This is a genomic window from Providencia hangzhouensis (assembly GCF_029193595.2).
GTDB lineage: Bacteria > Pseudomonadota > Gammaproteobacteria > Enterobacterales > Enterobacteriaceae > Providencia > Providencia hangzhouensis.
The window spans coordinates 4,072,383-4,099,043 of the sequence record NZ_CP135052.1 but is presented as its reverse complement, the minus strand read 5'-3'; the positions used below and the strand labels follow the sequence as shown (position 1 = coordinate 4,099,043).

General features: G+C 42.0%; 25 protein-coding genes and 1 pseudogene. 18 read left to right on the top strand and 8 right to left on the bottom strand.

Translation table 11 applies throughout. The features are described from left to right. Nucleotides 1-290 precede the first annotated feature (290 nt). The 14 genes from PZ638_RS18710 to PZ638_RS18640 all read left to right on the top strand — a co-directional run bounded on the left by PZ638_RS18710 (nt 291) and on the right by PZ638_RS18640 (nt 10,660). A complete protein-coding gene (locus tag PZ638_RS18710; RefSeq protein WP_275612234.1) occupies nt 291-1,277 on the top strand; it encodes a hypothetical protein in 987 nt (328 codons plus the stop codon). 211 nt (nt 1,278-1,488) lie between these two features. Next, a complete protein-coding gene (locus PZ638_RS18705; protein WP_275612233.1) occupies nt 1,489-2,814 on the top strand; it encodes a WYL domain-containing protein in 1,326 nt (441 codons plus the stop codon). A gap of 110 nt (nt 2,815-2,924) precedes the next feature. Next, complete coding sequence (locus PZ638_RS18700; protein ID WP_275612232.1) at nt 2,925-3,554, top strand: hypothetical protein; 630 nt, start codon at nt 2,925-2,927, stop codon at nt 3,552-3,554. A 73-nt stretch (nt 3,555-3,627) separates the two neighbouring features. Next, nucleotides 3,628-4,101, top strand: coding sequence for a hypothetical protein (locus PZ638_RS18695; protein ID WP_275612231.1), 474 nt, complete (start codon nt 3,628-3,630; stop codon nt 4,099-4,101). A 101-nt stretch (nt 4,102-4,202) separates the two neighbouring features. After that, nucleotides 4,203-4,415: a hypothetical protein gene (locus tag PZ638_RS18690; RefSeq protein WP_275612230.1), complete on the top strand. Its 213-nt coding sequence runs from the start codon at nt 4,203-4,205 to the stop codon at nt 4,413-4,415. Nucleotides 4,416-4,984: 569 nt separating this feature from the next. Next, a complete protein-coding gene (locus tag PZ638_RS18680; protein ID WP_275612229.1) occupies nt 4,985-5,410 on the top strand; it encodes an antirestriction protein in 426 nt (141 codons plus the stop codon). Nucleotides 5,411-5,423: 13 nt separating this feature from the next. After that, on the top strand, nt 5,424-6,245 hold the full coding sequence (locus PZ638_RS18675; protein WP_275612228.1) for a DUF932 domain-containing protein: 822 nt from the start codon (nt 5,424-5,426) through the stop codon (nt 6,243-6,245). A 70-nt stretch (nt 6,246-6,315) separates the two neighbouring features. Then, complete coding sequence (radC, locus tag PZ638_RS18670; protein ID WP_275612227.1) at nt 6,316-6,786, top strand: RadC family protein; 471 nt, start codon at nt 6,316-6,318, stop codon at nt 6,784-6,786. 12 nt (nt 6,787-6,798) lie between these two features. Further along, a complete protein-coding gene (locus PZ638_RS18665; protein WP_275612226.1) occupies nt 6,799-7,122 on the top strand; it encodes a type IV toxin-antitoxin system YeeU family antitoxin in 324 nt (107 codons plus the stop codon). Between the two features lie 33 nt (nt 7,123-7,155). Next, nucleotides 7,156-7,476, top strand: a complete 321-nt coding sequence (locus PZ638_RS18660) for a TA system toxin CbtA family protein (RefSeq protein ID WP_275612225.1) — start codon at nt 7,156-7,158, stop codon at nt 7,474-7,476. A gap of 113 nt (nt 7,477-7,589) precedes the next feature. Then, the gene (locus PZ638_RS18655; protein ID WP_275612224.1) at nt 7,590-8,420 is read left to right on the top strand and encodes a DUF4942 domain-containing protein; all 831 of its coding nucleotides are present in this window, start codon (nt 7,590-7,592) and stop codon (nt 8,418-8,420) included. Nucleotides 8,421-8,496: 76 nt separating this feature from the next. After that, nucleotides 8,497-9,504, top strand: coding sequence for a restriction endonuclease (locus PZ638_RS18650; protein ID WP_275612223.1), 1,008 nt, complete (start codon nt 8,497-8,499; stop codon nt 9,502-9,504). 345 nt (nt 9,505-9,849) lie between these two features. Continuing rightward, nucleotides 9,850-10,032, top strand: a complete 183-nt coding sequence (locus PZ638_RS18645) for a hypothetical protein (protein ID WP_242452166.1) — start codon at nt 9,850-9,852, stop codon at nt 10,030-10,032. A gap of 148 nt (nt 10,033-10,180) precedes the next feature. Continuing rightward, a complete protein-coding gene (locus tag PZ638_RS18640; RefSeq protein ID WP_210853026.1) occupies nt 10,181-10,660 on the top strand; it encodes an Hcp family type VI secretion system effector in 480 nt (159 codons plus the stop codon). 25 nt (nt 10,661-10,685) lie between these two features. Here PZ638_RS18640 and PZ638_RS18635 read toward each other — a convergent pair whose 3' ends face one another. From PZ638_RS18635 to hsdR, 6 genes and pseudogenes are all read right to left on the bottom strand, one after another. Then, nucleotides 10,686-10,982, bottom strand: coding sequence for a DUF1240 domain-containing protein (locus PZ638_RS18635; RefSeq protein ID WP_232058933.1), 297 nt, complete (start codon nt 10,980-10,982; stop codon nt 10,686-10,688). A gap of 97 nt (nt 10,983-11,079) precedes the next feature. Beyond that, nucleotides 11,080-11,961 carry a hypothetical protein gene (locus PZ638_RS18630; protein WP_094961539.1) on the bottom strand — a complete coding sequence of 294 codons (882 nt, stop codon included), beginning with the start codon at nt 11,959-11,961 and terminating at the stop codon, nt 11,080-11,082. Between the two features lie 410 nt (nt 11,962-12,371). Continuing rightward, nucleotides 12,372-12,514 (bottom strand): annotated as a pseudogene (locus PZ638_RS18625) (nuclease); the annotation flags it as partial. Between the two features lie 10 nt (nt 12,515-12,524). Further along, complete coding sequence (locus PZ638_RS18620; protein ID WP_094961540.1) at nt 12,525-14,291, bottom strand: restriction endonuclease subunit S; 1,767 nt, start codon at nt 14,289-14,291, stop codon at nt 12,525-12,527. Next, entirely contained in the window at nt 14,291-15,763 is a 1,473-nt protein-coding gene (locus PZ638_RS18615) for an N-6 DNA methylase (RefSeq protein ID WP_094961541.1), read from the bottom strand. The genes PZ638_RS18620 and PZ638_RS18615 overlap by 1 nt, the downstream gene beginning before the upstream one ends. A gap of 71 nt (nt 15,764-15,834) precedes the next feature. Then, complete coding sequence (hsdR, locus tag PZ638_RS18610; protein WP_094961542.1) at nt 15,835-18,276, bottom strand: EcoAI/FtnUII family type I restriction enzme subunit R; 2,442 nt, start codon at nt 18,274-18,276, stop codon at nt 15,835-15,837. Between the two features lie 556 nt (nt 18,277-18,832). Here hsdR and PZ638_RS18605 point away from each other — a divergent pair. Both PZ638_RS18605 and PZ638_RS18600 read left to right on the top strand, forming a co-directional pair. Then, entirely contained in the window at nt 18,833-19,723 is an 891-nt protein-coding gene (locus PZ638_RS18605; RefSeq protein ID WP_036958742.1) for a LysR family transcriptional regulator, read from the top strand. A gap of 14 nt (nt 19,724-19,737) precedes the next feature. Beyond that, entirely contained in the window at nt 19,738-20,622 is an 885-nt protein-coding gene (locus tag PZ638_RS18600; protein ID WP_094961543.1) for a dihydrodipicolinate synthase family protein, read from the top strand. A gap of 60 nt (nt 20,623-20,682) precedes the next feature. Here PZ638_RS18600 and PZ638_RS18595 read toward each other — a convergent pair whose 3' ends face one another. After that, a complete protein-coding gene (locus PZ638_RS18595; RefSeq protein ID WP_094961544.1) occupies nt 20,683-22,062 on the bottom strand; it encodes an MmgE/PrpD family protein in 1,380 nt (459 codons plus the stop codon). Between the two features lie 77 nt (nt 22,063-22,139). After that, nucleotides 22,140-23,507: an adenylosuccinate lyase gene (gene purB, locus PZ638_RS18590; RefSeq protein ID WP_094961545.1), complete on the bottom strand. Its 1,368-nt coding sequence runs from the start codon at nt 23,505-23,507 to the stop codon at nt 22,140-22,142. A gap of 391 nt (nt 23,508-23,898) precedes the next feature. On the opposite strand from purB, the gene metC reads away from it, so the two are divergent. Together metC and dcuC are read left to right on the top strand one after the other, a co-directional pair. Beyond that, a complete protein-coding gene (gene metC / locus PZ638_RS18585) occupies nt 23,899-25,074 on the top strand; it encodes a cystathionine beta-lyase (protein ID WP_004264200.1) in 1,176 nt (391 codons plus the stop codon). A gap of 34 nt (nt 25,075-25,108) precedes the next feature. Further along, complete coding sequence (gene dcuC / locus PZ638_RS18580; protein WP_047756434.1) at nt 25,109-26,479, top strand: C4-dicarboxylate transporter DcuC; 1,371 nt, start codon at nt 25,109-25,111, stop codon at nt 26,477-26,479. Nucleotides 26,480-26,661 lie beyond the last annotated feature (182 nt).

The following is a 26,661-nucleotide window of genomic DNA, read 5'->3' as shown; positions in this document are numbered from 1 at the left end:
CAATCCGACAGCTTATGCTATGTAACGTGTGTGCATCCGGGGGGCCATGCACCATCAACGTGCTACTGGCTGGTCCTTCAGTCACTCTGGAGTTACCTTTGTAAGCGGGAATTGCTAACTATGTCACTAAAGTACCATTTCCCCCCCGTATTTACAGGGATTATGCGCTATGAACGGAACGTTTTTTCCTTATTTTTTCCTATATAAACCATCATTTTTAACATGAAAAATCTTCATTAACACCTTGGTTTAAGTTATCCTAAAAGGAGGCTTGAGAGAAGGAAATGAACATGAGTGATGAGCGTATAAAAAGGATGAGAATCAAAGTTGCGCAGGAATTGGCAGGAGATGAACCAATGCTGATAAGGGAATATCTTTCAACCTTTCCATTGTCTCTGCTCGGGCGCATATTAATCTCGCTCAATATAACAGTAGCAAACTCAATTTTCCCTCAGATAGTCAACAATGCCTCGGAATTAATAGGTTTTATTTGTTCTGGTGTTGCTTCTGATAAAATGAAATCTCCTTTTGATAAGATAAATAAACTTGTAAAAGATGTAGAAAGTGACGCTTTCTCAGATAGTTGTATTGTATGGCTTAAAAATGATATCGAGGCATGCCACTATTTCTGGTGGAACCTGATGCAGCTCAGATGGAGAGATGTGTTTAAACTACTTAGAGCGGATAATATACATCGCTACAGTGATGTGGGGGATAATCCGCAAGCTCAATACGTTTCTGATGCATTTTGTCTGCCCAGGGTAGTAGGCGGACATAAAGAACGCTATAAATCCATTTTGACCTTCTTAAGTTTGTTGCCATTCAAAAATACTGAAATAAATCTTCTGATTTCACATTTATCCTGTAACTACAAGAGAGGTAAAGAGATATGCAGGCGTGAGGTCAATGTCACCTCTTTGATGAAAAGCAAAGAGTCGGTTTATTTTTCAATTTGTTACTTAAAGAAAAAGAATATGTTCCTGGCTGATTTAGAACCTCTCACGGAGAGTGATAATAAATACGCATTAATCACACAGCTTTATCTGCTTACAAGAGAAGATAATTTTAAAGAGTTAGTCACCTCGTTGACTAAAGCTTGGTCACAAAAGAAGGTACGTGAAAAAAGAAAAGAGACGGATAAAAAACAGACTGCCGAACTTCTCGGCTTGAGCAAAGAAAGCATCAGGATGCTTAAGGAATTATCAAAAAAACACAGTATGGACCACTCAGAACTGATGGATATGGCTATACAGTCTTTGTTCGAACAAATGCAGTAATTCATTATAAAATCAGATATATATCATCATAATGGATGACGGCACTTCCCGACCTCAATGTGTATGTTTTAGTCGTAGTTGTCACGGGACTATGACACTCAGTGTCGCATTCAACGCCATCCGCATAAAAATTCACCATTTCATAAGACATATCTGCGCAACACACTCCCTTACAGTATGGTCTTTCCACCATACTGACTGAGGGCAAGCAATGGCTGTTTACCGCCACGCTCCTGATTTACATCTACTGGGCCAATGTAGTAATGAAAAACTACAATCGCTGGCTTTCATTCTTACCACAGCCCCCCGTGACGGTGATACCCTTAGGGCTGAGAGCTTAACCAGCACCATTGAGTACCATTTACTAAAAGCTGAACATCGGTGTTATTGGCAACAGATAGCTGCTGAGATTCAGTGCTATGGCGTGAATACCTTGATGAGTTTGGCCCTTCTGCGGCAAGGAGTAGCTTACAGGGAAATCCTTGAAGATGAATACGACAAGCTCGAGGTGAACTACAACGTAAAAAATTCCACCGAAGCCATTGAACTCACTCTGCTATTGAAAGTACTTGGGAAGAGCTTGGACCAGATGACCCAAGAAGAGCTGGCTACCTTTTCCCGCAATATGCGACTTGATCTGACCAATCCAACACATCAACTTACCATCATGTTAGTACAGGCAGAGTTACGAACCTCTTTTTTCAGCATAAATGATTTTCAACATTTCTGGCTCGGCGTACCGAATCACCATACTGGTCTGCATTATCGTGACCTGACTCTATCAGCGACATATTTCCCGTTAATCCACTTTTTGCCGACCGCTGGCTGGTCCGGCTATTTTCTGCAGGGAGCACTTATCATGCCTAAACAGGAACACCGCTATGACCGGTTAGCCATACGTCTTGCTATACTTGTCAGCCGCCTCTTTATGGGGGAATCACTCAATATTAGTCAACTGGCACAAGAGTTTGGCGTTTCTGGCCGCACGGTGCAGCGCGACCTGCGTGAGCGTCTACGTTATCTCGACACTGAATATATCGACGGTCACGTTAGTCTCCGTGATGCACGAGGACCTTTCCGAACCAATAGTGATATTCTGCGCTTTGCCCAGATAACCAGCGTGGCACATTATTTTCCGGTTCTGGATCCTAAACTGCTTTCAGTACTACTCGATAACCGCCAGGGCTCACCTTGTATTATCTGGAATGATCCGCCACGGCAGGCTCCTGAATTATTTGGTGGTTTTCAGGTCATTGTTCAGGCCATCATCCGTAACCGCCTTATACGTTTCCTGCATCGGAAACATCTTCAGTCATCAATCGCACCTTACAGACTCATCTGCCACGACGGAGAGTGGTATCTGGCGGCGGTATCAAAGGATCGTATTCAAGTTTTTACCCTCTCTGCAATTACCGATGTGGTGATGACCACCAGCAATTTTGCACGGAACAGGCATATTGATCGTATCCTGCAGGACCCGAGATTTATGCGTGCTCTTCCTCATTTTGATTACATCAGCGGGATTATTCATAAATAAATTCATTATCACTCTGCAGGTATATTCAAAGTCTCTTTAAAAAGAAGAAATGAAATATCTGATCACCCTGCTCCTCAAAAAATCAATTTATTCTGATCAAGGATTATTAAATGAAAATGTTTAAATCAGCGATATTTCTTCTAGTCGTATCTACCCTAACGGGATGTGGAGATAATTTTTCGTGTGAAAACGAAGAGGTACTAAAATCAGTTAACGAGGTTATTGTCAGTAACTCTTTAAATAAAGTCGACTTCAGAACATTCCACCCATACGGTCAGTCTGGTTTAACGAGTCATGCGGTGAAGATAACTTGGGATAACCCTATCGCTATTGATAGCAATCCGAATGTTAAATCGTTAACTTGCAAAGTGCATCTCACAGCCATGCTATCCGATGATGAAAATAACAATTTAAAACAGCGGATTGATGATATTAACCAAAGGGCGATGAAAGAACCCAGCTACAAGAATAATAAAAGTTTTATCGCGAATGTGAATAAAACCGCTATTGATATGGCAAACACTAGGCAAGTCACGGGTACGGTAGAATATACTCTCTATCAGTCAAAGGGACAGGTGGTGACTGAAGTCAGTAATACGCCAGAGGTGAGCCGGGTAATTAATCATATTGGAGATAAATTATTACGCCCTATAGCAAGAGTGTATGCAGCTCAGCGGGGAGAGTTATCATTAAATAATTTTTATTCTATCGATATTCTGTCTATGTTTCGCACACGATAAATCAGGGGTAAGGCTCTGAATATAAATACGGTCATTAACTATTTAAATTATCGGTAATAATTAAGGAGAGACCATGAAAATATTATCATCTCTTGCACTCACAGCTGGGCTGCTGAGTGCTGTCCCCACCGCTTATGCCGTACCCAACATCTGGGGTTCCGGCTACGGCATGGGTGTGTTTGAGTATATCATCACCGATTCACAGGATACTCAGTTGAACATTAGCTGTACCAGTAATCCCGATGATACTCAGGTGTTACAACACAGTGTACTGGTCACATTGCCGGATGGAAGAATACTGAGTTCACATGACGAAAATACCCAGATCACGCTGGTTACCGGCGATGAACAGTATGGTGTTCCCCCGTCTTTAGGCTGGCGTAATGGGGATAATGCATGGATATCATTCATTGATGCTGTTAGAAAAGCAACATCGTTTGAAGTCTGGATTAACAACAAAAAAGTAGCCCGTTTCACCCCCTCCGCCAGCAATATTCATAAGGTACTCGCTGATATGTCAGTCTGTACAACCCTCACTGCGGATTAGTATCAACGCCTCACAACATCCGTTTTGTCTGAAACGGATGTGCTCACATCCCCCCTACGTTTTTTATTGCAGGCTACTACTGGTAGCTCTAAGGTTTCACTATGTCCTTTTTGAAAATGCTTATCACTGCTTTAGGCAAGGTTCTTAACGGGTACGGAGCCCGTCAGGCACAGCAGTTTATTGAAACTCACTTTCGCCAAGCTGGCTATGATGACGATTATATCAATATAGCCAGAGAAGCGGTTACGGTGTTTTTCACCGAGTTGATAACGGCGTTGATGACTCGTATTCTGCGGATCCTTGACAGTATCTGATGCCGTTGAGGCTTTTACAACAGACGACCTGAATCACTGCTCCTGTCCCCTGAAAGTCATTGAAGCCACTGATGTGGTTCTCGAGATATTTGACCGAGATAAGGAGTACCACCAGCCATCCCTAAACAAGTTACTAACTTGATATAAAAATACAAACAGTGATTACCACATTTAAGCTACATCATCCTGTGATAGTCGTGTCTGCGATAGAAGACTATAACCTACTGAATTCACAGGCCAACTCATACAGATATTACCCGCAGAAGTCTGTAGTGGCATCGCTAGGCAACTACACTCAACTTATAGAACCATCTCTGTAGAAATCCTTTTACTTAATGATTTTGAACAACTTATCAGTGATATCATCAATACCATAGTCGATATCATTCCATTTCCCCCACTGATAAAACATACGATCAGTACTGTCAAAAATAGCATCGTATCCATTGCTAAATCCCTGTGGAGCTTTTTCTTTTAGCTTCTTAAATTAACAAAGCATTGATGACATCAAGCGCCAGTCCTTAACGGGACTGGCGCTTTTTTATTTCTTTTTAATGGAGTCTCAACTTATGAATCATTCAACCGAATCCGCTATCACAATGGAATTAGTCCCTGATGAACAACACCTTGATTTTTGGCTCAACCATTTTGGTGGTGTGAAAGGCTGGACCACCTTTGAAGTAGTGATCTTCACCACGATGGGCCAATTCTGTGATGAGTATCATGGCGGTTACTGGGAGTATGGCGTGCTCAGTAATGGGGGAGCCTTTATCTACCCTGATATCAACGCAGACATCTTAACCCTATTCAACATGCATAATGGCAATGAAGCCACCGTGAGCCAAGAGGCGGCAGGCATTGCAGTGTGTCTAATCCTGTACAGCATCTGGTCATTCCAAACAGAAAGCGAAGTGATGTGCGACCGCTTTTATCAGTTACGTGACTACGCTTCACAACATTCCGAATCCGCTGCCATTTTTCACTTAATTGATTAATCAGGAGCCTATCATGAGTTTATTAGCTTCGCGCTTTGGTTCTGCTAATAGTATCCGTCGTGACCGTCCACTTACCATCGAAGAATTATTTCGTACTGTACCGAGTGTTTTCTCTGAAGAAAAACATAAGTCCAGAAGTGAGCGATACACTTATATTCCAACCATTACCTTACTCGATAGCCTTCAAAAAGAAGGCTTTTATCCGTTCTTTGCTTGTCAAACTCGTGTACGTGATGCCAGCCGTCGAGAACATACTAAGCATATGTTACGACTTCGGCGACATGATCAAATCACTGGCGTACAAGTCCCTGAAATTATTCTGCTTAATAGCCATGACGGTTCAAGCAGCTACCAAATGTTGCCGGGGCTCTTTAGAGCCGTGTGTTCCAACGGTTTGGTGTACGGTGATGTGTTAGGTGAAGTGCGAGTCCCTCATAAAGGGGATGTAGTGGGTAAAGTGATTGAAGGAGCGTATGAAGTACTGGGAATATTTGATCGTGTAGAAGAGAAACGCTATGCTATGCAGTCGCTAATGTTAACTCCGCCAGCACAGCAGGCGATGGCGAAAGCGGCATTAACCTATCGCTTTGGTGAAGAGCATCAGCCGGTGACGGAATCGCAAATCCTATCCCCGCGCCGCTGGCAGGATGAAAGTAACGACCTGTGGACCACTTATCAGCGCATTCAGGAAAACCTGATTAAAGGCGGCCTGTCTGGACGAACCACCAAAGGCAAACGTACCCATACTCGTGCTGTAAAAGGCATCGACGGTGATGTGAAGCTTAACCGTGCTCTGTGGGTGATGGCTGAGAATATGCTGCAGCTTGCCTCATGAACCTTTTTATTATCCCTTCCCTCAGGCCTTGCCAATAAACCGGCGAGGCTTTTTGTTTTAAGGAGCAAATATGTCTGTATTCAATTTATCCCCGGTATTTCCTGCACGAGAGCAACGCATCATTCGTCGGGCGTTACGACTGGTGGAGAAATATCAGCGTCAACCGAGTGAGCCATTTACTTCCACCAGCTTCACTAAAATCTGGCTGCAATTGCAGATGGCTCATCAGGAGCGTGAAGTTTTTATGGTGTTGTATCTCGATAATCAGCACTGCCTGCTGGGGTGCGAAACACTGTTTACCGGCACACTCAGCCAAACCGAAGTTCATCCCCGCGAAGTGGTTAAATTGGCATTGAAGCACAATGCTGCTGCAGTCATTCTGGCTCATAACCATCCGTCAGGTACGACAGAAATCAGTCAGCAGGATAAACACATTACTCAGCGGATAGTGAAAGCGTTAGCACTGGTAGAAGTGCGAGTGTTGGATCATTTGGTTGTTGGGAATGAAGTGGTTTCTTTTGCTGAGCAGGGTTTGCTTTAAACGGAGGTTTTCATGCCATTCACACTATCCCATGAATGGGGGCTACAAAGCGATATCACCCCACGATTTGGCGCAAGATTAGTCCAGGAAGGCAACCGGCTGCATTACCTGGCTGACAGGGCTGGTTTTACGGGAAGCTTTAGCCCAGAGCAGCTACAAAGCCTGGAAAATGCTTTCCCACTGTTTATAGATCAGTTAGAAAATATGTTGCGTTCCGGTGAGTTAAATCCACAGCAGCAACATCAGATGACCATTCAGCTTACAGGTTTAACTTGTATAGCTGATACCCTTAGTAGCTGCGGCTACGTTTACCTCACTGTTTACCCCGCCCATTAATGCCTTCTCTCTTCTTTTATCAGGACCCAAATTATGCACATTTCATCTGGACCGGCCATGGTGCCAGTTTCGTCACGTCTGTCGTCTGTGCAGGTGTGGCAGCAACTGTTAACGTATCTGCTGGAGCATCATTACGGTCTGACCCTTAACGACACCCCATTCCAGGACGACGCGACTATCGAAGAACATATCGAGGCGGGAATAAATCTAGCTGATGCGGTGAATTTCCTGGTGGAACGTTATGAACTGGTGCGTACTGACCATAAGGGATTCACTTGGCTGGAGCAGGCGCCGTTCCTGACCTCCACCGATATCCTTAGAGCCAGGCGAGCTACCGGATTAATAAATACTTGAATTCTTCGAGCTTCGTTCCTGATTTTTACCTTTGAACTTCCCAACTTTTTTATTCATTGCATAATGCGCCTGCCACTCCCGGCAGGCGTGTTTGCTTTTATGGACGATTAACGATGCAAACAGAACCCGACGTGTTGACTGAACACAATGAGCTCATTCTTTCGACTAGTATCGAACGTGTAGTCACTGGACGCGATTCCGCACTAAAACAGATAGAACAACTCATTGAACAGCTTGATGCCATTTCACGGTTAACCTCAGAAATTGGCGGTGGTACAGCGCAAGACTGGGCGATGAAGCTAGGGCACCGCTACGATAGTTGGCTGACTGAGAAGGCAAATAAAGCGATGCCTGCCGTCACCCGCAATATCGACAGTAGTATCTGGCGCGATCTGATGCTGAAGTCCGGCATGATGGCCTTAATGGATGCGCAGGCTCGCGACCAGTGGCATAAGAACTTGAAGGAGGGCGATCTTCCTGCTATCAGTGAGGCGAATATTCTCAGTACTTTTGAACAGTTACATCTGAACAAAATGGAAGTATTTGAGCGCGGGATCATTAACATCTTCAAAGGCCTGTCGTGGGATTATAAAACCAATAGTCCCTGCAGCTTTGGTAAGAAGATCATCATCAATAATCTGGTGAGCCACAATCGCTGGGGATTTAGTCTGAACTGGGGTTGGCGGAGGGATCAGTTGGCTGACTTGGAGCGAATGCTGTTTTTACTGAGTGGTAAATCAATACCTGACAACCGTAGCGATATAACTACTCGGTTGATGGAGCATATTCGAGATAACCCGGATAAGGATGTTTATGAAGATGAGTTCTTCCGTATTCGCTACTTTCAGAAGGGCACTGCGCACTTGACTTTCAAGCGCCTGGATTTGGTCGAGAGGATGAATGATATTATCGCTAAACACTACCCAGGAATGTTAGCGAAGTAGTTTTGGAGAGTTTTGACACCTACGGCGAACAAGCTTATGATCCAGCTTAATTTCTTTTCCTAATGAAGGGACGGGTATGGGCAATAGAATGTGGATGATCCGCGGTGACGGCGGCAAGCTCTATGACGATTTTCGCGATAAGCAAATTGTAGGCATCGGTTGGTCTCAGCTGGCTCCATTAGTCAAACCCGGCCTGTCCCGAGCCCAGTTACTCGCCTTATACCAGGAGGCAGATCCCTTAACAAAGCTGGGAACAGCCCGTTCTGGTGCATCGCAGGTCTGGCGTTTTGTGAATGAGATCCAAAAGGGTGATTGGGTTATTACTTATTCGCCAGCCAACCGTACTTATTTGCTAGGCAAAGTTACTTCAGACTTCCAGTATCATCCTGAATGGGTGGAAGAGGGGATGGGTATCGCTCGGCAGGTTAAATGGAATACTCAAGAAATCGAACGCGATAGACTGTCTGTTGCTACCAAAAACACATTGGGTTCTACGCTGACGGTTTTCCAGCTTCCAGAATATGCACTAGAAGAGCTTTTGCAGGATAAGAAACCCACTGCAGATGTAATTACTCAGAATCCAATTGCGATGGATGAAGATGAGGTTGTTTCTGATCCGCTTCGCGATATGGAAATGCTAGCGTTTGAGGGTATCAAAGATCGTATCAACTCTCTTGACTGGGATGAGATGCAAAATCTTGTTGCCGGAGTTTTACGCAGTATGGGCTATAAAACGCAGGTCTCACCTGCGGGAGCAGATCGGGGTAAAGACATCATTGCTTCACCTGATGGGTTCGGTTTTGAAAATCCGCGTATCATCGTTGAAGTAAAGCACCGTAGGGAACAGATGGGAAGCCAACAGATACGCAGCTTTATCGGCGGTCGCCATAAAGACGATCGCGGGCTTTATGTTAGTACAGGGGGTTTTACGAAAGATGCTCGATATGAAGCCGACCGTTCGACAATACCACTGACGCTCTGGACACTTGATGATCTCGTCCGTGCGCTTATTGAGAACTACGAACAAGTTGATATTGAGACTAAACTTTTGGTGCCTCTGAAGAAAACGTTTCTGCCTGCCTGAGTCTTGCTTCGACAGCCATACCAGTGTTCTACTGGTATGGCTATATACCCACTCGCGATGTCTATTTTTTATACGGATTTTAACTTGAGGGTACATGTGCGGGTATAACTAATTATTCATGATTATAAACCACTTTTATATTAGTATATTGGGTGTTAAATTCGAGTCCGGCCTTCGCACTATCTTGACGTATGCTAACGTCTCAAATCATCCATAAAATAAAAAATATCTAAAAAAAATTAATGACAACTTTATCCAGTGGCATCTTATAACGTCTCTTGTGCCCATCCCCAAAAGGGGCCAAATAAGGGGCACTTCAATTCGATTGTTATAGGTGCCCCCTCAATGCCACTCAACGTTAAGCAAATAGAGGTTTTAAAGCCCAAACGCATGGCGATAGCGGAGAGCTTTATCTTAGGCTGTTTAATCGCGGTAGATGAGCCTTTAGAGCTAGATTTTATGGCTTTCCCTGCCTCCAGCAACGCGTACAGCCACAAAATGTCTCTGCTCTTAGATAACCCTGCCTGACATATGCCAAGCCCTACAAAGGGCTGTAGGTTTTCACTCTTACCATTCTTGATTCAGCCTTTAAACGTGAATTAAATTGGTGTACTTAACCTAAATTCAGGTAATATGAACAATGAATAGTTAAAGGCCAACGATTACAGGAGAGAGTATGGCATATCCGACGTATTTAGTGTTAAAAGGTAAAAGCCAAGGTTTGATTTCGGCAGGGTGCTCATCTCAGGATTCAATCGGTAATCGCTATCAGATAGGCCATGAAGACGAAATTCAAGTAATAGGCCTAAATAGCGGTTCTTTTCGCGAGCAGAATGCTTCATATAAACCCGTCGTATTTACTAAGCCGATTGATAAATCATCTCCTTTACTTTCGGTGGCTTTGGATAGTAACGAAGTGCTAGAAGCAAAATTTATGTTTTACCGAACAAGTCAAGCTGGTCAACTTGAAAGATATTATGAAATCAAACTTACTGGTGTTTCCTTGATTGAGATTTCCGACATATTTCCTGATTCAATAAAAGATAATGAATCCATGCCATATCAACGGGTTCAAATGAAATACGAATCTATATCAAGAAGTCATTTAATGGCGAACACATCAAGCTACAGTATTAATAGTGAGATGGTTAAGTAGTTTTTAGTATCAAAAGAGATGAATATTACTTACACATCTCTTTTGATATAACGTATTCATTTGGCGCGAAAATAGATGGCTTGTAGCAGGTGTAGTAGCCTTTCGATGCTAAATCAATGCTGACATAGGCGGAAAAGAAAAAGCTAAATATGATACCCACTACCCCGATTCCGGCAAACAAACTGGCTAATTTATTATTCATTTTTTGTGGTTTTTTTGTATATCCACATGTAAAAGATAGGTATGAAAAATAAATAATAAAAGGTGCTGCAAAACAAAGTAGACCAGTTTGAAATGAAAATAAAATTCTATCTTTCATCATGAAATAATTTTTATAATAAATGATAGAGTTATAGAAACAAAATAAAGCTAAAAATAAAAGAAACGCTGCAATTAAATACAATTTAAATGGGTTTATTTTAACCACGACTGAACCTCCCCCACTGTGAGAAAAATTGGTCTGGGTGATAAGGTGTTTCAGGTTTTCTTGGCCTGTGAGTTTTTAAGGCTTTAATAATACTCTCACTAATTTGGAATTCATCATCTAATTTATACAGAGCATAAGCGATTGCTGCTCCTAGTAAAAATATCCCCACGGATATGACAATAACGCTTCCTCCTGTAATTAATCCTGCGGTTGTTAAACCTCCTACAATGGCAGTACTTATCTGTGTGCTAATAGCTAATTTTGCCATATCCATGGTGATGTTCACAAAAAAATCCACTAGTGAATATTCACTTTTGAATATTAATTCTACTACTCTGTAAGCTGCTGAAAAAACGATTGCGAATCGAGTTGCACCAACGGATATGTTATTCATACCTTGGGTTCCTACACCCATGTATAGAATGCGAGGATTGTTGATTAAATACCGAGTCCCATTTAAGTAAGCTCTAACTCCAGCATGCCCAGATAGGCGAATATAAACATTACCGTTTGGGCCAACATATTCAGTTGCTTGGATATTAATATTTCTAAATTCATTGATAATTCTAGTAACACGATGAGCCTCATAGATATTTGATGAGTAATTAGAAATAAAATCACCAATACCAAATAAAGCCTCTTTAGGGTCTTTGAAAGGCGTCGGGGTGGACATATTCTTTAAAATATAATCTGCTTCTTCAATTGTAGCTACTGCAGCAACATTATCATCGTCTTTTTCATTGTTAAGAATACCTTTAATCTTTATTAGATTAGCTTGATAATAAAGCTCATCATAGTTAGGTACCTCTTCGAAGCTAAATTTCGCGTCCGCATCAATGAGTGTTTTTGATACGGGATCATATTTATACGCCATGTTAATTCCCTTTCTAAAATTTAGCTTAGGTTAAGTTTATGAGAAGTGTTGATAGTATTCAATGAAAATATAAATGAGATTATGGATCCTAATAGATAACCCAGTCTGACACATGAAAAGCCCTGATTACACTACTGAGGTAATAGGGCTATAATCTATGATATTCAATAGGTTGCCTTCATTTTTCATTGGCTTATTGCAGAGGGATAGTTAATTTGATCGCCAAATCAGGGACGATATTAGGGAAATGTGAATTCCCCTAGTTTCCCCATAAACTAACAAAACCTAAATTGTCTAAATCCTTATCACCTAAGATTTACTCTTCTTCACCCTCTTGTAATTAAGCCACTTTGTTTGAGTTGAATAGAAAGTTCTACAAGAGGCTGTCTTAAAGCAACTTCTAATTTTGACGTGTTCTCAATTATCCATTGGTCAGAGAGAATGGCTGGGTTGTTTAAAATCATTTTTCCAGTAGTTGTTCGCTGGCAAGTTTGCTAGTCGTTAGCGGTTGGGGATTATCACCCACACGCCAGATAGCATGATTAATCGGCATCGTCTGTTCCTTAGTTTAATGCTGCGTCGGTGAGCGCATCTGCTAGGTGGAACTGGGTTTGTTGGGCGGATTGCAGTCTAGATTTGAGGTGTTCACATAGCAATGTCAAATTGCGCACTTTCTCAACTATATTTAATTGTTCGTTATAAGAAGGTAAGGCAACCAGTAAGGAAGAAACTTGTATTCTTGATACGTTTTTCATAGAAGAGCTCGTTCCACCAGCAACCTCAGAGTAATAAGTTCGAGAATACTTAGAGTTATTGACTAAATTAATATAGTTAGCATCGACTAATTTAGAGAATTGAAACCTAATGATTTTATCACTAAGCATTAAATGGTTCGGTGGAGAGTCAGGAACTACGACAGAACGAGCTACAAGGTCGGCAGTATTTGCTCTTGAAATTAAAAAATCCCTTGCTTTGACTTCATATTCTATTTTAGGTTCTAAATGTTTTGGAAGAGCTTTATTTTCATTAGGATTGAATTCACTCCATGTGACGGAACTAATTTTCAACACTCCCCAATTGTCATCAACTCTTGGTGAAACCTCGCATTGAGGGCTCCAGCCAGCTTCTGAATTATGGGCTAGATTTCCTAAGCGACACCATTCCCACCCTTGCGGTAACTCAAAAGGTTTTTCTTCATCACTAATCGGTGGTAATGGTTTTTGTTTTTTAATTTTACCGTTTTTCACCATCTGCGCTTTTTCTTGTTCAATACGTTTAAGCAGTTCAGAAGCTGGTTCGTCGTTAGGATCTTGTGGAACCAGTTTACCCATCACTGCTAATTGCAAAATGGTTTGCTTTAGTGCATCGATGCTCGCTTCGGTGGTAAACAGCGTGTCGAAATGCTGATTGATTCGTGACCAGTTTTCAGCGAGTTCTTTTTCGTTTTGGCTATCAGTAAGCGTCGCTAACAGGGTTTCAACGAGCTGTTGATGGGCATCAAGGCTGGTTAGCGATTGTTGCTCTAGTTGATCACAGAGTGACATGAGCTCGTTAACCTTATAGACAATTCTATTCTGTTCAGCGTTAGGTGGCAGTGCAATCACTGTAGCAATAAGTTTTTCCCTTGATATATTTGGTTGAGCCCCACCAGCTCCCATACCTATAAATATTCGTTTGTATGCTTTTAATAAAGTTAATAGATAAACATTTGAGATTCCGCTATATGGAGTGCAAGCACATACAGCTTGATTAGTTGTACCGCGGACATTTAATATCGATGTTTTTCCAATTGTTGCGCCATACATTGCAATTAAAACATCTCCCACTTTATTATCTCTGAGTGAACACTCTTTTAATGCCAGTTCTGTCACTTTCTCCTCAGACTCTGAAATAAAATCAGAGGAGAGTTCACCTGATTTAAACCATGGAATATTTCCATCATAATATTTTGAATTAGAGCGATTTGGAGTAGCTCCAGCCCCCCAATTTCCAACATCATTTAAATAGCACCACTCCCAGCCACGCGGTAATTCAAATGGTAATTCTGAGGTATCAACTGGCCCAAGTACTTTAGATTTCCTAATTTTCCGACTCTTAACTAATCCCTCTCTTTCTTTCTCAATACGTTTTAGTAACTCAGAAGCAGGTTCATCATTTGGGTCTTGCGGTACTAATTTGCCACGCACGGCGAGTTCTAAGATCAGCTCACGCAGTTTCTTAATACCATAAAGATCAATTTTACCGCTACTGCCACGTCCTGCGGTGGAGCGAGTTTGCAGCGCGGAAGACCAAATATCGATATGGTCGGTAATCAGTTTCTCAACGGTCATCAGTTTGTTTCCTTATTGCCAGTCAATGCCGCACCGAGGATATCGCGTAACTGATGACGCAGTTTACTGATTTCAGCTTGTTGTGCTTGGTACTGCGCCAGTAATTCGTTGGGATCGTGGCTGATCGTTTCACCTTGATACGGGTTTTTGATATCGAGGTTAAAATTACGGGCAATGATTTCATCAATGCTGACTTTCCACGCTTGATTGTTTTCTTCACGGCTTGCAAAGCCATCGGCTTCATTGCCCCACCAGTCGATTTCTGTTTGGAATTCTTCAAACTTCATCGGTTTGGTTTTGCTATAGTTTTTAACTCCCTCAGGGTAGGGGTGTTCGTAGAACCAGATTTCTTTGGTTGGCTGGCCTTTGGTGAAGAAGAGAATATTGGTTTTGATTCCGGTATATGGGTTAAATACGCCATTTGGCAAACGAACAATGGTGTGTAAGTTGCACTCTTCGGTCAGCAGTTTTTTGATTTTGGTTTTGACGCCTTCACCAAACAGTGTGCCATCCGGCAGAACTACGGCTGCACGGCCTTTATCGGACAGCACTTCAATGATCAATTGCAGGAATAGGTCAGCGGTTTCGCGGGTCTGCATTTCTGCTGGGAAGTTTTTCTCGATCCCATCTTCTTCAGTGCCGCCAAATGGCGGGTTGGTAATAATGACGTCGAATTGCTCATCCCAAGCGGATAGAGGCTTGTTTAATGTATTGTCATGACGAATTTGTACCGGAATTTCAATACCATGCAGTAGCATATTCGTGGTGCACAGCAAATGTGGGAGCTGTTTTTTTTCAACACCAAAGATCTGCTGTTGTAGCGTTTTATGATCTTCAGTTGTCTTAACATAATGCTCTTTCACATGGTCGAACGCACAGGCAAGGAAGCCGCCAGTACCACACGCTGGGTCCATAATCGACTCACCCAATCTCGGGTCAATACGGTTGACCATAAAGCGAGTGACCGCACGTGGAGTATAGAACTCACCTGCGTTACCTGCGCTTTGTAAGTCGCGTAGAATTTGTTCATAGATATCACCGAATAAGTGGCGTTCGGTGCTGTTGCTGAAGTCGATTTCATTCAGCTTATTGATGACTTGGCGTAAGAGCGTACCATTTTTCATGTAGTTATAGGCATCGCTAAACGCTTGTTTCACCACAAAGCCCCGTGGGTTTTTATCGATAGGCGCGGTCAGGTTTTTTAAAGCAGGGAATAAATCGTCATTAACGAATTCGAGCAGTTCATCCCCTGTGATTCCCTCGCTGTTTGCCGCCCAAGTACGCCACAAGTAACGCGAGTTAATAGGGAGTTGGTAGTCGTCTTGCTCGAGTTCGAGCTCTTCTTCCTGAGTATCAAATATTTTCAGAAATAATAGCCAAGACAGTTGCCCAAGGCGTTGAGCATCACCGTCTACACCTGCATCTTTGCGCATGATGTCTTGTAAGGATTTAATGACTGAGCTAATCGACATGTTTGTATTCCATTGGTAAAAATGAAGCCACCGAGAGCTGATAACTCACGGTGGTAAAATAATATGGGTTATTAGGCCTGGCGAGGTGGTAACTGATAAATTTGGTCTTCCAGTTCATTGACGGCTTGCTCGTATGCTTGTTTATTTCCAAAACTACTTTTGATGATTTCTAGCGGACGGCCTAGGCTGTCGAACGGTTTTAGTTTTAGCACCTGAATATCTTCGATTTCCTGCACGCCTTCATCCGCGTATTTATCCAGCAAGGTATTGAGTACATGCTGTGCAGGTTCTGAATATTTGGTGAAGTAGTTACGTTTACGCACGTTGTCAGCCCGTTCTTTACGCGTCAGGGGCGGTTGACCATAAACTACATGGCAAAGGAGATCGAATGGGTCAAGGTCTTTACCCACTTCTTCTGCTAACACTTCCCAAAGCACACCAAGCTGCTGAAGTTCATCAATGATAACCTGTTTGCGCTCGGCAGAGTGCCATTTTCGAATGAAGTTATCAAGAGAGGCAAAGTCTTTATCTTTGAGTAGCGTTTTACGGGTGTAGTCCTGAAAGGATTCGGTGACTAATTTGCCATCGGCATCATAATATTGGACGCGTTTTGCTAGCACCTTTACGGTGACGCCGTTGACATGATATTTACGGATTTTATTTTCGTCATTTTCATCAAAAGCACCGCTGGCACTTTCTGATGTGGCGCCATAGTGAGCAGGTGGTTCTTCTGCACCCGTAAATGCATCGCATTCTAGCGTTCCATTTTCTGGAACTTCACTTTCCAATACATCATTGAAATCCGACTCTGGATCGGAAATATCTTTAGGTGTTGTGCGGATCACTTTTTCAGGCACGCCATCAAAGCGCTCGTCTGCAAACAATTCGGTGGCTTTTTTGAAATCGAGAATGGTGAACCAGAGTTTATCGAACTTCTCGTTAATACGTGTTCCACGCCCGATGATCTGCTTAAATTTGGTCATGGATTGAATGTTTTGATCTAGCACGACCAGTTTGCAGGTCTGCGCATCCACACCCGTACTCATCAGTTCTGAGGTGGTTGCAATCACTGGGTAAGGCTTTTTCGGGTTGATGAAATTATCGAGTTGCGCCTTACCGATGTCGTCATCGCCAGTGATTTTCATCACGTATTTTTCATTTATTCGCACTTGTTCTGGGTTTAGGTTTACCAACGCACGGCGCATACGTTCAGCGTGGTCAACATCGTTACAAAAAACGATGGTTTTATCCATAGGATTAGTGCGTTTTAGGTAGTCAGTGATGGTTTGTGCGACCAATTGGGTACGCTCATCAATCACCATAGTGCGGTCAAAGTCTTTTTGGTTATAAATTCGGTCATCAATCAGTTGGCCTTGTTTATCAACTTGGCCTTTAGTGGGGCGCCAACCTTGTAAGTCGACATCGATATCGACTCGAACGACTTTGTATGGTGCAAGGAAACCGTCTTCAATACCTTCTTTAAGTGAATAAGTATAAACGGGGTCGCCAAAGTAATCAGTGCTGGAAACGTCATCGGTTTCTTTTGGTGTTGCAGTTAAGCCAATTTGGGTCGCACTGCTGAAGTATTCAAGAATTTCTCGCCATGCGCTGTTTTCCGATGCACTACCGCGGTGGCACTCGTCGATAACAATCAAATCAAAGAAATCGGGAGCAACTTGCTTAAAGGCTTTTTGGTGTTCTTCTGGGCCTGTAATTGCTTGGTAGAGTGCCAATTGAATTTCATAAGCTGGGTCAATTGTTCTACCAGTCACCTTTGCCATTGCGCTACCAAAGGGTTGGAAGTCGTTATTTTTAGTTTGGTCGACAAGGATATTGCGGTCGGCAAGAAACAGAATGCGTTTTTTATTTTTAGCTTTCCATAAGCGCCAAATAATCTGAAATGCGGTATAGGTTTTGCCAGTCCCCGTCGCCATCACAAGTAATACACGTTTTTGTCCTGCAGAAACGGCTTCTACGGTTTTATTAATGGCTTGTAGTTGATAATAACGAGGGGATTTGCCGCTACTGTCATCGTAATAGTCTTGGCTGATGACAGGCAATTGTTCAGCGGTAAAACCTTTCCAAATACAGTATTTAGTCCAAAGCTGTTCAGGTGTTGGAAAATCGTCGAGTGTAATTTCGGATTCAAGCTGCGCAGGATTTGTTTTGTCGTGGAAGATAAAACCATCACCATTAGAAGCAAAAATAAAAGGGACATCGAGTAGGCGCGCGTAATCTAGCCCTTGCTGCATCCCTTTTCCCATCTCGTGCTTATTCGCTTTAGCTTCTATGACTGCAAGTGGTAACCCCGGCTTATGGTAGAGCACTATGTCGGCTGATTTCACTGTCAACCGTGCTGCTAGCTTACCACGCACAACGACTTTACCATCGCGAAGTTTGACTTCTTGGCGGATCTGCGACATCAAGTTCCAACCCGCATCTTTAATTGCAGGGAGGATAAATTTAGTGATGATGTCTGTTTCAGTCAGATGAGTTTTATTCACACCAGCCATAGCAGCTCTCTCAACGAAATTGGGATTAGTGCTTAATTATACACAGAATATAGGAGTGAGTTAGGTTATAAAATGAATAGCATTATAATTATTAAAATCCATTAATATTTAAATTGTTTATATGCAAATTAGTCTTCTATTTTAAGCCGATGTTCCTCTGTAACATTCTTCGCAGCAATACACAAAATCCCCTTTCGACAGTTCGGGCAACATTTTTGATTGAGTTTGAAGTAGTCACGACACTGCACACAAAATCAATCAGTGACTTTTGAAATTGGGGATACCGAATGAAATTACTGACTAAGTTTATCTGATGGCAAACTCTTTTGAGGAGAATCGCCTATAAATAACCATTTGTTATGTCTTTCCATCTGTAGCTACTTTATCAATCGTATTATGGCGGATATTCAGGTAGTCAAATTTATTATTAAGTCGCTACAATTTAGAGCCAAACTATTGAGCTCTAACATAGATTATTTAAGGCTTTCTTCTTAGTATGTAAATTAAACACTTTTGTTGGATGACACCACACACCTTAAGAAAAGAGATAACTAAAATGCCAGCTGCTAAACGTCCTATTTTTAATTTAGAGCTTGATTTACTTCGCACTTTTATTGCGGTTGTTGATGGTGCAACTTTTGCCGCCGCCGCAGAATCTGTTTGCCGAACGCAATCAGCGGTGAGTCAACAAATGCAACGGCTGGAGTCACTCATTGGCAAGGAGTTATTTGTCCGGCAGGGCAGAAATAAAGCATTGACGGACTCTGGTACACAACTATTGAGCTATGCCCGCCGTATTTTACGTCTTAATGATGAGGCATGTTTATCACTAGTTTATGAAGAAATTGACGGAGTATTAAAAATTGGTTCGCCAGATGACACCGCGAATACTATATTGCCTGATTTATTAGCCAGATTTTCAGGAGCTTATCCAAATTTAATCATGGATATTATTGTCAAACGCAGCCCATTTCTTATGTCAATGTTAGAGGATAATGAACTCGATTTGGCGATCTCAACCGAGGAGCATGTTGGCTACCCTAAAATTGTCTTACGTGTTTCCCCTTCACTATGGTATTGCGGGAAACATTTTAGTTTTAACTTAGAGCAGCCGCTGCCATTAGTTGTGTTAGATGAGCCGAGTACTTATCGCGAGATGATGATCAATCACCTCGAACAACAGCAAATACCTTGGCGCATTGCTTATATGGCGACAACACTATCTGGAGCACGCGCTGCGGTTAGGGCGGGATTGGGTATTATGGCTCGCTCAATTGAGCTTTCAGGGGAGGATTTGCGCATACTCGGTGAGGATGAAGGGCTACCAGTACTTCCGGCAATTCGATATAACCTGTATCTCAACTCAAAAAGCCCAACCAAAGCCGCACAAATTCTTTTTAACTCATTAAAAAATGAACAAACAGCCGTTATCTCCCATAACAACTAAAATTAGGAATAATTATGACCCATTTTCACGGTATTTTTCCTTATCTTGTTTCACCAGTCGATCAAACTAAAGGTACTGTTCTTGAATCATCTCTTCGTCACCTAATTGAGCACCTCATTTCGAGCGGAGTTCACGGATTGAGCCCATTAGGGAGCACTGGTGAATACGCATATTTGTCACAGGAATTACGAAATGAGGTGGTTCGCATTACAGTTGATCAAGCTGCGGGGCGAGTACCTGTATTAGCGGGGGTTGCCAGTTTCTCAACGTCAGATGCATGTTTTCAAGCGGAACAGTATGCCAATTTAGGTGTGGATGGCATGGTGCTGATATCGCAAAAAATGTACCCTCTGAGTGATAAAGCCCAATTGGGTTATTTCCAAACAATAGCGGAGTCTTTTCCTGAAAAATCCATGACGGTCTATACCAACCCTGGTTTGCTGGGGGATGTACTGTCTATTTCTCTTTTGAATGAATTAAGCTATATCCCTAATATCGAATATGTTAAAGATGCATCGAGTAATACTGGAAGGTTATTAACGATGCTCAACACCTTCGGTGAGCGGGTTAAAATTTTTAGTGCTTCAGCACATATTCCTCTATTAGTTATTAAATTAGGTGGTGTAGGCTGGATGGCGGGTCCTGCCTGTGTGTTGCCAAAACAGTGTGTTGAACTGTATGAGTTGGCCACTAGAGGGGATTGGGATACAGCGTTAGCAAAACAGAAAGAAATGTGGCAAATCAACGAAGCTTTTACGCAATATGCATTAGCGTCATGTATTAAAGCATCTTTAAACATTCAAGGGTTTAATGTTGGTGACCCGATCCTTCCACAAGAACCTCTCAATGATGTTGCTATTGCTCATTTACAGCAAATTATTGCTCAGTTAAATGAATAATAAGAGGAAGGAAAAATAGAAGCCCATTCAGTGTGGGCTTCTATTCGTTAGTCGGTCTTATTAAAGACCAACACGCAATAGCTGTGTGATAGCCGATATAGTTTTCGCTTCAAAAGATAATACACTTTTAGCAAGCTGCGCAGCTTGTTCATTTTTCATTACCAGCCCTGCATTGTCATAGAATTTGCTCACAATATCCTCCAAAGACATTGGATTTTGTGGGTTACCGTATTGGATATCTAATCGTTCCGTTATTGTCTCACCATGGGTTAATGTGACAAAAATTAGGCCGGGAAAATAGGTTGGGAAAGGAATTTCATTTTCAGTGGGATAACGATAGCTGACTTTTTTCGCGAGGTTTTGGATATCTGCTCGCTGTAAATTTTCGGTAGAGAGCAAACTTAATGTTAATTTGTCTTCGATAAAACCAGCGGCAAACAACCACGGGAGGCTAAATTTCGCTGCATAGGCACTCTGAGGTGCCCATTTTTGTTCTGGTGGCTCACAAATTAAGGCCGCTGCAACGGGATCGACAACGCATTCTACTTTTGCAATTTGATCGAGGGTTATTCCTCGTTGTAATAATCGTCTCCCACAATCGACGGTGGCATGAGCAAAATGGCAAACAGGGTAGGGCTTAATGGAAACATTCATGAATTGCCAAACATTACCTAAGTCTTGGGCGACTTGCTCTGGATGTGCCTTTTCACGGAGACCATGTGTTTGGTACAGACTATAGCGTCCTTCAAAAATAGTTTCTGGCCCTGTCATTCCGCCTTTAGCTAAACAAGCTGCAATAATGCCTGATTGCGCAGCCCAGCCCGCATGAAAACATTTTGCTGACGAGCTATTGGTTAGGTATTCAGCAACACCACTGGCTTGGCTTCCTGTTAGGCCTAGAGCGTTAACTGTTTGTTCCCGAGTTAATTTGAGTAATGAAGCTGCACAAGCCGTCGCACCAAAAATACCCGCTATAGCTGTAGAGTGGAAGCCGCGTAGGTGAAACCCACTATGACTTGCTAATCCCACTCTGGCTGCGACTTCCCAGCCAATAATCCATGCAGTAAGGATCTCTTTTGTTGTCGCCTGTAAATGTTCACCGAGTGCAAAGGCTATAGGAGTAAGTACGGCACTACCGTGAGTGATTGAGTCGGTGTGTGTATCATCAAAATCTAATACATGCGCAGAAATACCATTTGCTAAAGCGGCGGTGGTAGTTGAAACGGTTTGGTTACTTCCCCAAATTGGAATTTTTCCTTGATGATCAGGTAAATAAGCGACTCCCTTACGGCATTGTGTTGCGCTTTGTTGGAGGCTTCCGGCAAGTGCAACGCCTAATGTATCGAGTAAATGATATTTGGCGCGTTCAATAACTTGCGGTGGAATATCAGAAAATGATAGGGATGTGATAAATTGGCTTAGCTGTTGGCTTAATGTCATAGATACCTCTGGTGAATGAAAAAGCCAGCACTTGACTGGCTTTAAGAAAGTAGAGATTTAAACTTTGCTAAAATGCATTAGTCATTAAGCCAACCGGATGCTTTGGTTTGTTCTATTACTCGAGTGACTTGTTCAGGTGCATTCCCTACATAGGTCGTTGGGTCTAATAGGGCATCAAGTTCTTCTTGCGTTATATGGTCACGAATGCGCGTGTCACGGTTAATGGCCTCAATAAAGGTGATGCCTTCTTCTTGGCCAGACATAGAAGCTTCATAAACAATTTCATGGGCAGTTTGTTTACCCGCTTTGTCTGACAACGCAAACATGACGCGCTCAGCAAGCATAAATCCACCTAAAATATCTAAATTTTGGCGCATCTTATCGGTATGTACGTTTAATCCCCCTAATACAGTTTTCATGTTATCGAAGATCACCGAAAGCATCAGGCACATTTCTGGCATCACTTTCCATTCCATCTTCCAAATCGCACCATCTCTTTCGTGTTGGTGTTTCATCATGTCGGTAAGCACAGAAAGGTTAGCTTTCAATGTATTACTGACACAGGCCGCATTTTCGACAATGGCAGGGTTACGCTTGTGTGGCATCGTTGAGGAGCCAACTTGACCTTTACTAAAAGGCTCTGAAAGTTCATCAATTTCATTGTGAGCTAATAATAAAATTTCATTGGCAATTTTTCCTAACGTGCCGCTAATTAAACCAATCAGCATGCCATATTCACTAAATCGGTCACGAGCCGGCTGCCAAGAAATCTCAGGGGTGCCTAAACCGAGTCGATTTAATACACGAACTTCAAGCTCATCTGCTTTGTCGCTCAATGAGGCCTTAGTTCCAACAGCGCCAACAACGCTACCAACGAATAAGCGAGGTTCGATTTCTTTTAACCGTTGATAATGGCGTGCTAATTCCGTTAACCAAATAGCAGTTTTGTGGCCAAAAGTAATCGGTAGGGCTTGTAAGGCTAAGGTTCGTCCAGGCATTGGTGTATTGCGATGTTTTTCGCTTAACGATAATAGAGAACGCCCTAATATTTTGATATCACGTAAAAAAATGTTATGAGCCTCTTTTAGTTGAAGCACTAAGCCTGTGTCCATAACATCTTGTGTCGTGGGCCCAAAATGGACATATTCACCAAAATGTTCAGGGCAAGCATGCTCTAAACCACGAATGGTTGGAACAAGTGGATGACGAGTTAAACGCACTTGCTCTAAGATGAAATCCATATCTAACTTTTCAAGTTTTGCCGTATCAGCAATGACCTCTGCGGCTTGCTTTGGAATTAAACCTAATTCAGCTTGTTCAATCGCTAATGCAGCTTCGTAATCAAGCCAATTTTGCATTCTGACCTTATCAGAAAAAATAGCGCGCATTTCTTCTGTAGACCATAAGTTTTTTAATAATACAGAATCAAAAACACTGGTACCCATAATATTCCCCTGTATAAGAATAATATTGAAAATTAAAAGGTGGTTATTTGTTAGAGAGTTGCTTTATTTATGCAATAAAAAATAAAAATAAACACCTTAATAAGATTAATGTTAATAAAAGACTTTCTTATGTATTTATTTTTCCATTTAAATCAATTTGTTATATTTTAATTTATTGTTTATTACATATCGATTTTAATTCTTAATTTTCTCTTAAGTTTTCATTAATTTAATTAATGCTCATTTATATGATGAAGATCATCTTTTTAAATAAGTCATGTTTTAAAAGGAAAGTAATTTGATATACATAATATGAAATCGAACTTTTAAAAATAAATAACCTTCCTTTTAATTACTAGGGAATCTATTTCTATATTTGGAGAAATAAACAATGACATTAAATAAATATACAAAATTAATACATAGTGGACGACAACCTATTACAACATCAGGACCAATTAATCCGCCAGTAATGAGAGCGAGTACTATTGTTTTTGATTCAATTAAAAGCTGGCGTGATGTTCGCGATCGCCGCGCAACGGAACGTGTTTTAAGTTACGGTGCGCGAGGTACAGAAACCGCATTTGCACTCGAAAGCCTGGTGACTGAATTAGAAGGGGGCTATAGAGCGCAATTATTTCCTACGGGTCTAGCCGCGATTGCAGTCACTATTATGGGCTATGCACACAGTGGTGGGCACGTATTGTTTGCAGATTCTGTTTATGAACCTGTACGTAAAATAGCCGATGCTTTTTTAAAACCAAATAACATCGCCTACAGCTTCTTTAAAACAGATGCTTCAGATTTTGAGCAAAAAATTCAAAGTAATACACAACTTATTTTTGTTGAATCCCCAGGTTCATTACTTTATGAAATGTTGGATTTACCCGAAATATGCCGTATTGCACATGAAAGAAATATCCCAGTGGGTGTTGACAACACTTGGGGTTCAGCATGGCTATATAACCCGTTGGAATTAGGCGCAGATGTCTCTGTGATTGCAGCGACAAAATACCTTTGTGGGCACTCTGATGTGATGATGGGAATTATGGTTGCGACAGAAAAAGCGTGGAAACAAATTGGCGCTTTGCCAGAAGCTTTAGGTCAAGCCAGTAGCCCCGATGATGCTGCCTTAGTTTTACGAGGGATGCGTACTTTAGGGCAGCGATTAGCTGCGCATGGCAAAGCTGCACTAGCGATTTCGCAATGGCTGGAAACGCGTTCTGAAGTGGAAAAAGTCTGGTTCCCTGAATTGCCATCTCATCCACGCCATGATTTATGGAAGCGTGACTGCAAAGGTAGTAATGGCTTATTAACCATTGAATTCAAAAAACAATATACCGCGAAGCAAACAGAAAACTTTATTGATGCTCTCGCCCTGTTTGGTATCGGCGCATCGTGGGGTGGGTTCGAAAGCCTCGCACTACCCGCTAACGTAGTCGGCGCAAGAACAGCATCAGATTGGAGCGAAGGTCATGGGCCTTTTGTTCGTTTACATATTGGCTTGGAGTCTGTGGATGATTTGATAGCGGATATTACACAAGCATTTTCAACATTAAATCAATAACAATAAAGCTGCACCAATACTGGGGAATTCTTCTATGACAGGTTTAATCATTGCCGCGCTAGTTACAGCGCTGGTTGTTTACCTGCTGGCTCGGGGTTATAAACCTCAGCCAGTCTTGTTGCTAGGGGGCTTACTTTTGTTGCTCCTAACCGCATCTTTAGATCTTAATTCATTGTTACCAGAAAATAAAACCACGCATTTTAAGTACTTTGATATCTTCCAAATTTTTACTGATATCATGAGCTCTCGATTAGCTGGCTTAGGGTTAACATTAATGGCGATTGCTGGATTCTCCCGTTATATGGAGCATGTGGGAGCTAGTCGCGCATTATTTGCTATTTTTGAAAAGCCGCTAAAGACCATTAAATCACCTTATTTGCTATTAGTGATTTCATTTCTAGTGACGCAAGTTCTGGTGATTTTCATTCCAAGCCATGCAGGGCTGGGGATGTTATTAATGGTGACAATGTACCCTATATTAATTCGTTCGGGAATCAGCCCACTCTCTGCTTTAGCGGTTATCGGTTGTTGCCAGTTTATCGACCATGGACCCGGTTCTGGTAATGTCATTATGGCAGCGAAAACCGCGGATATTGAACCCGCTGTTTACTTTGTTCAACACCAATTACCCGTAACTATCCCTATTATTATTGCAGTGGCAATCACCCATTTCTTTGTTCAGCGTTGGTGGGATAAGCGTGAAGGGTTTGTTTTTGACTTGAGCAAAATTGATACTATTAAAGAAGATGGCGGTAATAAAGTCCCATTGTCTTATGCGTTGTTACCAGTTATTCCATTGATCCTAATTATCGGGTTTAGCCCATTATTACACCCATATATTAAGTTGGAAGTTACCACCGCGATGATTATCAGTACCGTCATTGCACTGATTTTTGAATACGTCCGTTTACGTGATGCGAAAGCCGTCATGGACAGCTTTATGTTGTTCTTTGAAGGAATGGGGAAACAGTTTGTTTTAGTCGTTTCTTTGATTGTTTCAGGGGAGTTTTTCGCAAATGGATTACTCAAAAGTGGGGCGGTGGATACGTTAATTAGCGCAGCTCAAGATGCCGGCTTTGGTATTGGTGCGATGATTATTGTTATGAGTGCCATCCTTGCACTCGCGGCTTTCCTGATGGGCTCAGGGAATGCAGCATTCTTCTCTTTTGCTGCATTGACACCGAAAATTGCTGCTTTCCTTAAAGTGGATGTGGTGACACTCATTTTACCGATGCAAATTATGACAAGCTTTGGGCGTACTGTGTCACCTATCACTGCAGCAATTGTTGCAATTGCAGGAATTGCAGGGGTTTCGCCGTTCCAAATAGTAAAACGAACGGCAATCCCAATGGCAGTTGCCGCAATCGTTAACCTTGTCGTAACTTTCTACTTTTTATACTTCTAATTAGACTCGCGCATTTATCCCTTAAACTTTTCGTTACTCTTCGGTTTAAGGGATTTTTTTATTGATAGGCGGGCTATTATTCATCCTTTTATCAAAAGCTACCTCAATGATAGAATGACATTTGATTGTAACTAATTGTTTTGTAATGAATTTTGTTTTATCTACTTTACCGGATAAAAATA

What these genes read in the sequence shown, in the direction of transcription:
- PZ638_RS18680 (WP_275612229.1), top strand. Translation starts at nt 4,985, where the DNA reads ATGAATCATTCAACCGAATCCGCTATCACAATGGAATTAGTCCCTGAT.
- PZ638_RS18660 (WP_275612225.1), top strand. Translation starts at nt 7,156, where the DNA reads ATGCACATTTCATCTGGACCGGCCATGGTGCCAGTTTCGTCACGTCTG.
- PZ638_RS18615 (WP_094961541.1), bottom strand. Translation starts at nt 15,763, where the DNA reads ATGTCGATTAGCTCAGTCATTAAATCCTTACAAGACATCATGCGCAAA.
- PZ638_RS18675 (WP_275612228.1), top strand. Translation starts at nt 5,424, where the DNA reads ATGAGTTTATTAGCTTCGCGCTTTGGTTCTGCTAATAGTATCCGTCGT.
- PZ638_RS18705 (WP_275612233.1), top strand. Translation starts at nt 1,489, where the DNA reads ATGGCTGTTTACCGCCACGCTCCTGATTTACATCTACTGGGCCAATGT.
- PZ638_RS18655 (WP_275612224.1), top strand. Translation starts at nt 7,590, where the DNA reads ATGCAAACAGAACCCGACGTGTTGACTGAACACAATGAGCTCATTCTT.
- metC (WP_004264200.1), top strand. Translation starts at nt 23,899, where the DNA reads ATGACATTAAATAAATATACAAAATTAATACATAGTGGACGACAACCT.
- PZ638_RS18650 (WP_275612223.1), top strand. Translation starts at nt 8,497, where the DNA reads ATGGGCAATAGAATGTGGATGATCCGCGGTGACGGCGGCAAGCTCTAT.
- PZ638_RS18600 (WP_094961543.1), top strand. Translation starts at nt 19,738, where the DNA reads ATGACCCATTTTCACGGTATTTTTCCTTATCTTGTTTCACCAGTCGAT.
- PZ638_RS18700 (WP_275612232.1), top strand. Translation starts at nt 2,925, where the DNA reads ATGAAAATGTTTAAATCAGCGATATTTCTTCTAGTCGTATCTACCCTA.
- PZ638_RS18645 (WP_242452166.1), top strand. Translation starts at nt 9,850, where the DNA reads ATGCCACTCAACGTTAAGCAAATAGAGGTTTTAAAGCCCAAACGCATG.
- PZ638_RS18605 (WP_036958742.1), top strand. Translation starts at nt 18,833, where the DNA reads ATGCCAGCTGCTAAACGTCCTATTTTTAATTTAGAGCTTGATTTACTT.
- PZ638_RS18665 (WP_275612226.1), top strand. Translation starts at nt 6,799, where the DNA reads ATGCCATTCACACTATCCCATGAATGGGGGCTACAAAGCGATATCACC.
- PZ638_RS18595 (WP_094961544.1), bottom strand. Translation starts at nt 22,062, where the DNA reads ATGACATTAAGCCAACAGCTAAGCCAATTTATCACATCCCTATCATTT.
- PZ638_RS18640 (WP_210853026.1), top strand. Translation starts at nt 10,181, where the DNA reads ATGGCATATCCGACGTATTTAGTGTTAAAAGGTAAAAGCCAAGGTTTG.
- PZ638_RS18620 (WP_094961540.1), bottom strand. Translation starts at nt 14,291, where the DNA reads ATGACCGTTGAGAAACTGATTACCGACCATATCGATATTTGGTCTTCC.
- PZ638_RS18695 (WP_275612231.1), top strand. Translation starts at nt 3,628, where the DNA reads ATGAAAATATTATCATCTCTTGCACTCACAGCTGGGCTGCTGAGTGCT.
- dcuC (WP_047756434.1), top strand. Translation starts at nt 25,109, where the DNA reads ATGACAGGTTTAATCATTGCCGCGCTAGTTACAGCGCTGGTTGTTTAC.
- hsdR (WP_094961542.1), bottom strand. Translation starts at nt 18,276, where the DNA reads ATGGCTGGTGTGAATAAAACTCATCTGACTGAAACAGACATCATCACT.
- PZ638_RS18635 (WP_232058933.1), bottom strand. Translation starts at nt 10,982, where the DNA reads ATGATGAAAGATAGAATTTTATTTTCATTTCAAACTGGTCTACTTTGT.
- PZ638_RS18630 (WP_094961539.1), bottom strand. Translation starts at nt 11,961, where the DNA reads ATGGCGTATAAATATGATCCCGTATCAAAAACACTCATTGATGCGGAC.
- PZ638_RS18690 (WP_275612230.1), top strand. Translation starts at nt 4,203, where the DNA reads ATGTCCTTTTTGAAAATGCTTATCACTGCTTTAGGCAAGGTTCTTAAC.
- PZ638_RS18710 (WP_275612234.1), top strand. Translation starts at nt 291, where the DNA reads ATGAGTGATGAGCGTATAAAAAGGATGAGAATCAAAGTTGCGCAGGAA.
- purB (WP_094961545.1), bottom strand. Translation starts at nt 23,507, where the DNA reads ATGGGTACCAGTGTTTTTGATTCTGTATTATTAAAAAACTTATGGTCT.
- radC (WP_275612227.1), top strand. Translation starts at nt 6,316, where the DNA reads ATGTCTGTATTCAATTTATCCCCGGTATTTCCTGCACGAGAGCAACGC.